General features: G+C 37.8%; 13 protein-coding genes. 6 read left to right on the plus strand and 7 right to left on the minus strand.

The genetic code is table 11. The annotated features are described in order from the left end of the window. Positions 1-9 precede the first annotated feature (9 nt). Positions 10-555 (minus strand): oligoribonuclease, encoded by a 546-nt coding sequence (orn, locus tag KO505_RS15780; RefSeq protein ID WP_216056413.1) that lies wholly within the window; start codon positions 553-555, stop codon positions 10-12. 111 nt (positions 556-666) lie between these two features. Between orn and rsgA the strand changes: the two genes are divergently transcribed. The 4 genes from rsgA to KO505_RS15800 all read left to right on the plus strand — a co-directional run bounded on the left by rsgA (position 667) and on the right by KO505_RS15800 (position 4,383). Next, positions 667-1,722: a small ribosomal subunit biogenesis GTPase RsgA gene (gene rsgA, locus KO505_RS15785; protein WP_216056414.1), complete on the plus strand. Its 1,056-nt coding sequence runs from the start codon at positions 667-669 to the stop codon at positions 1,720-1,722. Positions 1,723-1,827: 105 nt separating this feature from the next. Beyond that, complete coding sequence (gene asd, locus KO505_RS15790; protein ID WP_216056415.1) at positions 1,828-2,691, plus strand: archaetidylserine decarboxylase; 864 nt, start codon at positions 1,828-1,830, stop codon at positions 2,689-2,691. A 94-nt stretch (positions 2,692-2,785) separates the two neighbouring features. Beyond that, complete coding sequence (locus KO505_RS15795; RefSeq protein ID WP_216056416.1) at positions 2,786-3,664, plus strand: DMT family transporter; 879 nt, start codon at positions 2,786-2,788, stop codon at positions 3,662-3,664. A gap of 8 nt (positions 3,665-3,672) precedes the next feature. Further along, a complete protein-coding gene (locus tag KO505_RS15800; RefSeq protein WP_216056417.1) occupies positions 3,673-4,383 on the plus strand; it encodes a glycerophosphodiester phosphodiesterase family protein in 711 nt (236 codons plus the stop codon). Between the two features lie 16 nt (positions 4,384-4,399). Here the strand turns inward: KO505_RS15800 and epmA are convergent, their stop codons facing one another. Both epmA and efp read right to left on the minus strand, forming a co-directional pair. Then, positions 4,400-5,395, minus strand: coding sequence for an elongation factor P--(R)-beta-lysine ligase (gene epmA / locus KO505_RS15805; protein ID WP_216056418.1), 996 nt, complete (start codon positions 5,393-5,395; stop codon positions 4,400-4,402). An 89-nt stretch (positions 5,396-5,484) separates the two neighbouring features. Beyond that, positions 5,485-6,054, minus strand: a complete 570-nt coding sequence (gene efp, locus KO505_RS15810) for an elongation factor P (protein WP_216056419.1) — start codon at positions 6,052-6,054, stop codon at positions 5,485-5,487. Between the two features lie 40 nt (positions 6,055-6,094). On the opposite strand from efp, the gene epmB reads away from it, so the two are divergent. Then, a complete protein-coding gene (gene epmB, locus KO505_RS15815; RefSeq protein WP_216056420.1) occupies positions 6,095-7,099 on the plus strand; it encodes an EF-P beta-lysylation protein EpmB in 1,005 nt (334 codons plus the stop codon). 301 nt (positions 7,100-7,400) lie between these two features. Here epmB and KO505_RS15820 read toward each other — a convergent pair whose 3' ends face one another. After that, positions 7,401-7,607 carry a hypothetical protein gene (locus KO505_RS15820; protein ID WP_216056421.1) on the minus strand — a complete coding sequence of 69 codons (207 nt, stop codon included), beginning with the start codon at positions 7,605-7,607 and terminating at the stop codon, positions 7,401-7,403. 135 nt (positions 7,608-7,742) lie between these two features. On the opposite strand from KO505_RS15820, the gene KO505_RS15825 reads away from it, so the two are divergent. After that, complete coding sequence (locus KO505_RS15825; protein WP_216056422.1) at positions 7,743-8,057, plus strand: prephenate dehydrogenase; 315 nt, start codon at positions 7,743-7,745, stop codon at positions 8,055-8,057. Positions 8,058-8,093: 36 nt separating this feature from the next. On the opposite strand, the gene KO505_RS15830 is transcribed toward KO505_RS15825, so the two are convergent. The 3 genes from KO505_RS15830 to KO505_RS15840 form a co-directional block, all read right to left on the minus strand. After that, positions 8,094-8,759 carry a tetratricopeptide repeat protein gene (locus tag KO505_RS15830; protein ID WP_216056423.1) on the minus strand — a complete coding sequence of 222 codons (666 nt, stop codon included), beginning with the start codon at positions 8,757-8,759 and terminating at the stop codon, positions 8,094-8,096. Positions 8,760-8,854: 95 nt separating this feature from the next. Beyond that, a complete protein-coding gene (locus KO505_RS15835) occupies positions 8,855-10,180 on the minus strand; it encodes a S41 family peptidase (protein WP_216056424.1) in 1,326 nt (441 codons plus the stop codon). Between the two features lie 128 nt (positions 10,181-10,308). Then, complete coding sequence (locus tag KO505_RS15840) at positions 10,309-11,607, minus strand: adenylosuccinate synthase (RefSeq protein ID WP_216056425.1); 1,299 nt, start codon at positions 11,605-11,607, stop codon at positions 10,309-10,311. Between the last annotated feature and the right edge of the window lie 144 nt (positions 11,608-11,751).

The raw sequence follows: 11,751 nt of genomic DNA on the forward strand, positions 1-11,751 counted from the left end.
AAGCGGGAACTAAACTTTAAAGAAAAACTCTCGGTAACGTTTAAGTTCTTCAATGCTTTCTCTGATATCTTCTAATGCCAGATGAACACCTTTTTTCTTGTAGTCTGCCACTAAATTTGGACGCCATCTTTTGGCTAATTCTTTTATCGTGCTAACGTCTAAATTACGATAATGGAAAAACTCTTCTAAGGTCAGCATATGTTCATGCATAAAACGGCGATCTTGGCAGATGCTGTTACCACACATAGGCGAAGTACCAGCAGGAACGTAATCTTTCAAAAACTCTATTGTCATTTCACAAGCTTGTTGTTCTGAAACTTTGCTGTTTTTACAACGATCCGTTAAACCAGACTTACCATGCTGAGTAACACACCATTCATCCATATTATCTAATATGTCGTCCGGTTGATAAATTGCGATTTCAGGCCCTTCCGCCAAAATGTTAAGATCGCTATCCGTCACTATAGTGGCAACTTCGAGCACTTTATCGGTACTAGGTTCTAATCCGGTCATTTCCAGATCAACCCAAATTAGATTATTTTCGCTAAATGACATATAAGACCTTACGGAATCCTTTTTATCGCGCATGGTTAAGTATAATATAAAACCATTGTTAATCTTTTTAACAACTTTCACAAGTTTTTATAAATAAATCATAGGCCAAAAGTGGCAAAACAAAAGAAATTATCAAACTCTCAGTCAAGACGTATTAAAGATAACCAAAATAAGCGGATTGCAAAAGCAAAACAAAAAAAGCCATCTAAAGATGATTTAGATGACTCTATGTTAGGGCCTCAGTGTTTTGGTCAAGTCGTTACCCGTTATGGTCAACATGCCGATGTAGAAAGCAGTGAAGGCGAACTTATTCGCTGTAATATACGTCGTGCGGTCTCTTCATTAGTGTGTGGGGATAAAGTGATATGGCGTCCTTATAAAGTATCCGACTCTGATTTTAATGGTGTTATTGAAGCGGTTGAACCTAGAGACAGCGTATTTGTGCGTCCCGACTTTTACGACGGCCTTAAACCCGTTGCCGCCAACATTGATCAAATATTTATCGTTTCAGCTTTATTGCCGGATTTAGCCCCAAGTATCATAGACCGATATTTAGTGGCGGTTGAACAATTAGATATTACTCCGGTCATTTTGATCAATAAAATGGACTTACTTGATGACCAAAACAGAGAATCAGTAGAAAGTACCGTTGAGTTATATCGAAGTATTGGCTATCAAGTGTTAACCATGTCAGCCATCGAAGAACAAGGTATTGAATCGGTACGTGAATTATTAGTAGATAAAACCAGCGTTTTTGTTGGTCAGTCGGGCGTAGGGAAATCATCCTTAGTAAATTCAATATTGCCTGAGGTGAATATCTTAACCAAACAAGTGTCTGACAATAGCCGTTTAGGTGTACATACAACAACGGCATCTAGACTTTATCGATTAGACAATGGCGGTTCCATCATTGACTCTCCTGGAGTACGTGAGTTTGCTATGTGGCATCTAGAAACGGAACAGATTTTATATGGTTTTATTGAGTTTAGGCCTTTCCTTACCTTGTGTAAGTTTAGAGATTGTAAACATCAAAAAGATCCAGGTTGTGCATTACAGCAAGCCATTGCCGACAAAAAGATCTCACAACAAAGGTACAGCAGCTATAAACGTATTCTGCAAACCATAGACGAGATCACCTTACGACATCAATCAAAAGAACCAAGTTAGTCTTCTGACACTAGCTGTTACAAACAATTGTTCATTGAACTTGTTCGCTCAGGTACAATGAACCTATATAAATATAAATTAAACGTTTTCTAAAAGGGTATATAAGTGAATTTTGATAACTTAAAAATAGCGTTCCAATACGCATTACCAAAACATGGTGTATCTAAATTAGTTGGATTTTTAGCGAAAGCCAAACTTGGTTTTGTTACTACGGCATTAATTAAAAGTTTTATCAAAGCCTATGACATTAATATGGAAGAAGCCAAACATTCAGACCCTAAGCACTTTAAAACGTTTAATGAGTTTTTTACTCGTGAGTTAGATGAAAATGCCAGAACGATTATTGAAGATGAAGATAAGTTAGCACACCCGGTCGACGGCGCTGTTAGTCAACTTGGACCTATAAAAGACGGTACCTTATTACAAGCTAAAAACCATTATTACTCAATGTTAGAATTAGTTGGCGGCGATCAAGCCATTGCTGACAAATTTGAAGATGGTGACTTTGCCACAATTTACTTAGCACCGAGTGATTACCACAGATTACATATGCCAGTTAAAGGCACGTTAACGGATATGATTTATGTTCCTGGTGATGCTTTTTCTGTGAACCCGTTAACCGCGGCTAATGTTCCAAATCTATTTGCGCGTAACGAACGTGTTGTTTGTGTGTTCGACACTGAATTAGGGCCAATGGCAATGATTTTAGTTGGTGCAACCATAGTACGTAGTATCGAAACAGTTTGGGCTGGCGAAATTACCCCACCTCGTGGGAAAACTGTGACACATTCACAATATCCAGCAGAAGGTGATGACGCGATAGTATTGGATAAAGGCGAAGAAATGGGGCGCTTTAAGTTAGGTTCAACCGTTGTTTGTTTATTCGCTAAAGATAAAGTTAAATTTATTGAAGAATTAGAAGCCGGTTCAGTAACTCGTTTAGGTGAACATTTCGCTGACAAACGTTAATTCTAAGTTACGTTTTTAGACATGATGGGTGAGCATTAAGCCGTTGTTTAATTATATAAAACACAACATCAGTAAGCTTGGTGATTTACACCCAATGCTCAAATTACACTTAGGGGTTATGCTCCTAGGTGTATCAGGCCTTTTTGCTAAATTAATACAACTATCCGCTACTGACATCATCGCTTATCGCAGTCTATTAACTGTGTTTGTATTATTTATCGTTTTACGACTGAGTAAAAGTAAGATTCGTCTTAACAGTTTCAAAGATTATAAAATTGCTTTGGTGTTGGGGTTATTGGCTGCAACACATTGGGTTACTTATTTCACCAGTATTCAAATGTCATCGGTCGCTGTGGGTATGATCACGTTATTTACCTACCCGGTGTTTACTGTGTTATTAGAACCACTGTTTCGTAAACAACGTCCTTCGTTACGCGATATTTTAGTCAGTGTTGTCGTGTCATTTGGTATTAGTATGTTATTCCCAACGTTATGGAGCTCTGGCATCACCCTTTCTGACGATTACCTGATTGGGATAGTGTTGGGTTTAGTGTCGGCCATTACCATGGCATTACGCAATATTGGTATACAACATTATTTTAAAGCCTATTCCGGCACTCAAAGTATGTTCTATCAATTTTTGGTTACAGCTTTAATTTTGATGCCTTTTGTTGGCACAAGTCCAATTATGATTTCTGTGGATGACTGGCAATTATTAATTTTATTCACCGCCTTCTTTTCTGCCGCGCCGCATGTGTTGTTTGCGTCTGCCATCCATAAGTTATCGGCTAAAACCGCAGGTTTAATAGCTTATTTACAGCCACTATATGGCATTAGTCTTGGCTTTTTATTACTTGCTGAAGTCCCTACATTAATGACCTTGTTGGGCGGTGTGATCATTTTGTCAGCGGCAATATACGAAACGTATTTATCCAATAAACACGCAAAAAATAATGAAGTAACACAAGAGTAAAATATTGCATGAAAATATTTGCCCATCGTGGGATCTCAGCGCACTATCCTGAAAATAGTCAAACCGCTATTAAACAATGTGACCCTAGCTTTATGGCGGGCGTGGAAATAGATCTGTTTCAATCAGGGAATGAATTTATCGTTATTCACGACCGATGGTTAACTCGTTTGTTTGATATTGATAAAAAAACCATAGATTTAAGCGAGGATGATATTGCCAGCATTGTGGGTAATGATGGTCACCCTATCCCGACCCTTGAATGGTTGATTACAGAGTTAACCGACAAGTCATTAATTCTCAATATTGAATTAAAGAAGATTAGAAACATTAGTTTGTTTTTTAAAAAATTAATCTTGGTTTGTGACGAGGTTAATTTTCCGATGGAAAACCTGATTATTTCGTCATTTAACCATGTGTATTTAAAGAAATTATATGCTTTAGACCAAAGGTTAAAACTTGGATTGTTACTTACCAATCGTCCCATCGATATGAAAAAGTATCTCACCCATTTTAAAGTATTTAGCATTCATTTAGATATGGACTGTGTAAACAAGGCGTTTTTGCACGAAGTAAAAGCACTGGGAACTGAGGTTTATATTTTCACTATAGATCACGCTCAGGAAATACAATGGTGTTATCAAAATCAAGTCGATGGCATATTTGCTAATGACCCAAAACATGCATTTAACCTGATCAAAAAACTGCAGCAATTAAACTAATATTGGTTAAATTGATTTAAGCTCGGTTAACATCAAACGCGATAGCTTGATTTATGTGGGTTAAGTTATATTTGAGCATAAACAAACGATCAATACCGACAGCAACGCCAGCACAATCTGGCAACCCACTTTCTAACGCGGATAACAAATTTTCATCAACGGGCTTTTGTGTTAATCCGGCTTGTGCTCTTAGTTGATTATCATTTTCAAAGCGCTTTTGTTGCTCTGCTTTATCTTGCAATTCATAAAAGCCATTGGCTAATTCAACACCTTGATAATACAACTCAAATCGATGAGCAACGCGCTTATCTTGCTGATTTATTTTAGCTAACGAGGCTTGGCTTGCGGGAAAGTTATAGATAAAACATGGTGTCCATTGTTTGTCTTTTTCTTCATAAGCCTGCTCTTTATAGCCTAAGACGGGCTCTATCTTCATACTAAACAACCATTGCAACAAGGTATCGGGATTGGACTCTTGTTGTAACCATTCATCGTTAGAATGTTCGGCAATAATAAGCTTTAACTGTTCTAAGTTAATCGTTAGGGGATCAAAGGATAAGTAATTAATAAAAGCTTGTTGATAACTTAAATACAGAGCCGGTTTTGCATCAACAGTTAACTGCATTAACTCATCTAATTCGGCCATCAATTGTTGATCATCAAACCCCGGACGATACCATTCCAGCATGGTAAATTCAGGATTATGAAAACGCCCTGCCGTTTCATGACGAAATGCTTTGTTGATTTGGAAAATAGCACCACTGCCTGCAGCTAATAGTCGTTTCATGGCAAACTCGGGTGATGTTTGTAGAAACAGTGACTTAGCTTGACCATTAGTATCAAAATCAAATTGAGTTTTAAAAGCGTCCAAGTGCAAATCTGTAATGGTGTTATTACTTAATATTGGAGTTTCAACTTCCCAAACCCCTCTTGCAGTAAAAAACTGGCGTATAGAAGCGATAAATAAAGCTCGATTCTTTAATGTTTCTATTGATGCCGTAGGTTGCCACATGGTGTATTTTCCAATTCAAAGCTAACATTTATCTATAAAAAAGCCCGACATCGTCAGGCTTCTCTTTAATGTTAACTGGAGTTAACAATTTATTTTTGTACACGACCTACATAATCGCCTGTACGAGTGTCAACTTTAATGACTTCGCCAATTTGTACAAACAAAGGTACACGCACAACCGCACCGGTTGTTAATGTTGCCGGTTTCCCGCCTGTACCCGCTGTATCACCTTTTAGGCCAGGATCCGTTTCTGTGATCTCAAGCTCGACAAAGTTTGGTGGAGATACCGCAATTGGGTTATTATTCCACAGCGTTAAAGTACACACGTCGTTTTCAACTAACCATTTAACTGCATCAGCTACGGCTTTTTCGTCGGCAGCCACTTGCTCAAAGGTTTCGTTGTTCATGAAATGCCAGAATTCGCCATCGCTATATAGATACGCAAGTTCGATATCCATTACGTCGGCACCTTCAACTGATTCACCAGATTTAAAGGTTTTCTCTAGTACTTTACCACTAACAAGTTTACGAATTTTTACACGGTTAAACGCTTGGCCTTTACCCGGTTTTACAATCTCATTCTCAAGAATGTTGCAAGGCTCGCCGTCAATCATTAACTTAAGGCCAGCTTTAAATTGGTTGGTGCTGAATGAAGCCATTTCATCCTCTAAAAATAATTAAAATATACAAGTGACCCGAATGATACATCAAGCTAACGTCCGTGTTGAGTCCCAATGGCAAAAAGAATTAAAACAAAGTTTTACTAAGCCAGAATTGTTACTCGAATACCTTGGATTTAATCCTGAAAAATTCAGCCAAGATATTAGCGCACGTTCATTATTTAATATGCGCATTCCACATCATTTTGCCAACTTAATGGAAAAGAATAATGTTAACGATCCGTTATTTAAACAGGTATTTCCAAGCCATTTGGAGTTTTTGACTTCAACTGAGTATGTTGCCGATCCATTATTAGAGCAAAATAATTCTACGCCTGGATTATTACATAAATACAAAAGCCGAGTATTAATCATCTTTAAAGGCGGTTGTGCGGTGAATTGCCGCTATTGTTTTCGACGACACTTTCCCTATGCCGATAATTCAGTGAATAAACAACAACTGTTAGACCATTTAGAATACATTAAACAACATACTCAAATTAATGAAGTGATATTAAGTGGTGGCGATCCACTCATGGCAGACGACAACGCTCTCTATTGGTTTATAAAGGCATTAGCTGACATTGCACATATAACACGTGTACGCATTCACACAAGGCTTCCTGTGGTGATCCCTAGTCGTATTACAGAGACATTATTGGATGTGTTAAGCCAAAGTCGATTTAAAGTGATCATGGTGTTGCATATCAATCATGTAAATGAAATCAGCCCTGAATTAAGAACCGTTTGTCATAAGTTAAAACAAGCCAATGTGACTTTGTTAAATCAGGCGGTTTTATTAAAAGATGTGAATGACACCCTTGAAGCACAAGTTAATTTAAGTGAAGGATTATTTGCGGCGGATATCTTGCCTTATTACCTTCATCTTTTAGATAAAGTGACTGGGGCGATGCATTTTGATATCTGCGAAAAAGAAGCAAAAAGCTTGTATCAAAAGATGTTAGAACAATTACCGGGTTTTTTAATGCCTAAATTGGTGAGGGAAATAGGAGGGGAAAAGAGTAAAACTCCAATCCTCCCCTAATACGAGGGTCTGTTTACCTTTCATTTTACGCAACGTTGAGTTAAAAATCATTTTCAATTAAGACATAAATAGCGAGGTTTAGTCGGGTAAATAAGTTTATGAATAACGAAAAGTGGAGTTGATTTAACCTCAACCCGAAGGGCTGGAGTTCTTTGTCACCCCAACATCATTATCAGACACTTAAATAGAACCACTATTCGCGTATCTTCTGCCTTGTTGGCTATAACAAAAGCCGCCAGCATTGCAGAAAATGAAAGATAAACAGACCCTAGGCTAAACTGCTGCCCATTTTATTACTTGGTTACACACTAATATTAATGTGTTGACCTATAACACTACCAGTACTACCCACAGGGTTAGAGCTTACAGGGAGTTGAGCAGTAGAGGCTAATAACGCCAGTGCCACTTGTCCTTGTATCTCTTGAACGCCTTTTGCCAAATTGGCAGCCAACGCTTCGCCACCTTGCATTGCACCAGAGGTTGGCAGTCCAGAAGAAGCAATTTGCATTTTGATCACTCCAGTTGTTGATTGGACTTTGTATTTCACTTAACTCAACATGAATTAAACAATGAATAGGTTAATTTAGTCAAATTAAGGTAAAATACCCTCCATTAGTTATCGGATACAATTCAGAGATCTTAAGTGGAAAATATAGTAAATAGTTTAGAAGAGAACCTTAAAGACTTATACCGTAAAGCAATTGATGCGGATAAACATTTGAATGACCTTAAAAAGAGTGGTCATGGTAAGTTTGGTTCGATATTTAAAGAGTCAGATTTGTTTACGGTTAAGTCTGATAAGTTCATGCCTTATTTAGAAGAAACGGCAGAGCAAATATTAACGCTGAAAAATTCAGATAAAGATTTAACCAACGCAAAAGATGATATTGAAGTGATAGTGAAAAAATTACATTTATTGCATAAAACTATCGCTGAATTAAAAAACGCCCTGAAATAACCAGTATTTTATTGTTAGATAAATCAAAAAGTCAGCTTAATATGCTGACTTTTTTGCATTTTTTACCGACTTTGGATTCATCAATTTTGACAATTGCATTAGTAAGTCAGCGGCCTCAGCATGTTGTTTTTGATCTGCAATAACAGCATGGTGTAACCAACGATATGAATTTTCGAAATCATATGGACTCCCGACGCCATCTAAGTTCATTTGCACTAATCTAAATTGTGCATTTAAATTCCCCAACTCTGCCGCTCTATTGGTTAGTTGATAAGCACGCTCTTGATCTTTTTGAACAAAACGTCCGATATCATAATAACGTCCCAATTGTTCAATAGCTGCAACTAACCCTTGCTCTGCGGACAAACGAATATAAAACAGTCCAAGTTGCGCATCACGTTCTACACACACACCCCAAGCCAACATATCACCATAAAGAAATTGATAAGCCGGTATTTTAAGTTTAACGGCTCTGTCTTCTATATCACGGTTTAGCTGACAACGGTCTTCTTTAACTCGTTCTAAATGTTTGTTTTGTTTTATTAAATCAAGTAGCTCATCTTGTGTGTAAATTTGAACTGCTTTTAATAATTCATCATCAAGAGGTTCTTCGACGGTTTCATTTGCCACTCCATTTGCTAAGGTGCAAAAAGAGAAGGCACTGAAATAAAGTCCGAATAGAATGGTTAAAAATAATTTCATTGGGTTTCCACGTTTAAATTAGATGGCCACTAACTTTATTGTTACTAAGGTAACGATACAGCAATAATTGTAAGCAAGTTATAAGCCATTAAAAATCACAGCATATCCTTACGTAACATCATTTCCTTTACCGAGACATCTTTACGTTTCTTGTTTTTTGTTAATGACTTTGAGTACGCAACACTTTGACTACTACATTGGTTATTGGCTAAGTAACTTAACCCTTCAGCCAATAAGGGATCATTTTCATCTCCCCAATCACCCGTTACGTTTTCAGCCACAGCGCAATCCGCGGGCAAACCATCAAAATAATCACCAAAACCTGCCGCATTGTGTGTTTGGAAATTAATAGCAAATACCACGTGTTCACACACTTCTTCTGGTCTCATGCCAATCGGTTTACCGCACGTGGTATCACCAACTACAGTCACATCAATAAAAGGAGACAGGGCATTGATGACTAACTCACTGGCCGAACAACTAGTTTCGGTAGTTAACACGACCAGTCTGTCGAGATCTAATTGTTTTATACCTTTTCCCAGAGTGAACAAAATATCTTCGTTATTATCACTTTGTTTCTGGTTGTATTTGTAACTGACAAAAATCTCATCATCAACATTTCTACCCGCAATTTGAGTACTGAGCTGATTTGCCGTCGAGATAACCCCTCCACTGTTGTATCGTAAATCTAAGATCATCTCATCAACGTTATCAAATTGTTCAAAAGCCGTATTAAACTCGGTTTGGGAACTTTCTTTAAACGAGTCAAACACCATATACGCCACAGTCTTGTCTTGGCCATTAATAGTTAATGATTTAGTTTCTGCCGCCATCACGGTGTTAGCAACAATGCTGCCTTTGGTAAAGGTAGCAACGCTCACCTCACCTGTCGGTTTTTTAAATGTCACGTCAACGTAATGACCTTCAACATTAGGACCAAATAACACAGTCCAATCCACGCTAGTCCCTGTATTTTGTTGAATAAAGTCTGAGACTAATACATCACCGACTTTGGTGATTACATCGCCACGACGTAAGCCATTTTTAGCTGCAGATCCATCTTCAAACACATAGCGTATCGTCAAACCATCGCCAGCTGAATTTACTTGATGACCAAATCCATAACCAAAAAATACCGAATTCGCATAATCATCGTATTCTTCCCTGGTCATGGTAAAACTGAAACGGTCTTTTTCATTTCGTAAGTTATATAACGCATGCCCTATCGATTCGTATGCTTCCGGGTTAATTTTCGCAGGTAATTCTTCATTCCAAAAATACTTATCTTGGAGTAGAGAAAATAATTTATTATTGGTGTCCGGAATACTACAGCTTTCATAGGTGGGTTGATCATCACCGTCAGAACATGAAACTAAAAGCATGGTAGATAATGCGAACAATAAACCGTGTGATATTTTCAAAATAATTCTCATCTTATTACTATAGTGACTACCTTAATCTATCCAAAGACAGCTTTCCAGTCGCTAAATTTTACCCATAAAAAAACCGTCAATCGACGGTTTTTTCACAATGACTTAACACTAACAAATTATGCACCAAACGGGTTACGTATGATCATAGTTTCGTTTCTGTCAGGGCCAGTAGATATAATATCCATTGGAACGCCTGTGATTTCTGCTAAGCGATTAACATAGTTTTGAGCGGCTACTGGTAACTCTTCAAACGATGTCACGCCAAACGAGTTTTCAGACCAACCAGGCATAGTTTCATATAAAGGTGTTGCACTTTCGTAACCTTCAGCTGCCATAGGAGGAACATCAACAACGGTTCCGTCTGCTAATTTATAGCCAGTACAAATCTTAAGTTCTTCTAAACCATCTAATACATCGAGTTTAGTTAAGCAGAAACCAGTGATTGAGTTAAGTTGAACTGCACGTTTCATTGCAACAGCGTCAAACCAACCACAACGACGCTCACGCCCTGTTGTTGCACCAAACTCATGACCTTTAGTACCTAAGTGGTTACCAACTTCACAAGATAATTCTGTCGGGAATGGACCAGAGCCAACACGCGTTGTATAAGCTTTAACAATACCTAACACGTAATCTAAATGACAAGGACCAAAACCAGCACCAGTCGCTACGCCACCAACGGTAGTGTTTGAAGAAGTTACATAAGGGTAAGTACCGTGATCGATATCTAATAAAGTACCTTGAGCACCTTCAAACAAGATAGATTCGCCAGCAATACGCGCTTTATCTAACATGTCAGTAACATCAACTACCATAGCTTTTAATATCTCAGCTACAGCCATTGCATCTTGATATGTTTTTTCGAAATCAACGGCTTCAACTTTGTAATAATTGACTAAAGTGAAGTTGTGATATTCTAATACTTCTTTTAATTTTTCTTTGAACAATACAGGGTTAAATAAGTCACCAACACGTAAACCACGGCGGGCTACTTTATCTTCGTATGCTGGACCAATACCACGACCTGTTGTACCTATGGCTTTTTTGCCACGAGCCAACTCACGCGCTTTGTCTAAAGCAATGTGGTAAGGCAAAATCAAAGGACAAGCTTCAGAGATCAACAAACGTTCTTTTGCAGGAACGCCTCTTTCTTCTAACATGCTAATTTCAGTCATTAATGCTTCAGGTGATAAAACAACACCGTTACCAATAATACATTTAACACCAGCTCGTAAAATACCTGATGGGATTAGGTGTAATACTGTTTTTTCACCGTCGATAACTAAAGTATGGCCAGCATTGTGACCACCTTGATAACGCACAACATATGATGCTTTATCAGTTAATAGATCAACAACCTTACCTTTACCTTCGTCACCCCATTGGGTGCCTAAAACAACTACGTTCTTGCCCATTATATTTCCACTCAGAAAAAATTAGGCGGGGATTCTACCAAAAATACGGGACGAAGATCACCCGATTTTTTTTAATTCGTATCAAAATAACACTATCTATTTGTTATAAAAGAATAATTTAATTGTTGTTATATATTAAAAACA

The organism is Psychrosphaera sp. F3M07 (genome assembly GCF_018860345.1).
Classification (GTDB): Bacteria; Pseudomonadota; Gammaproteobacteria; order Enterobacterales; family Alteromonadaceae; genus Psychrosphaera; species Psychrosphaera aquimarina.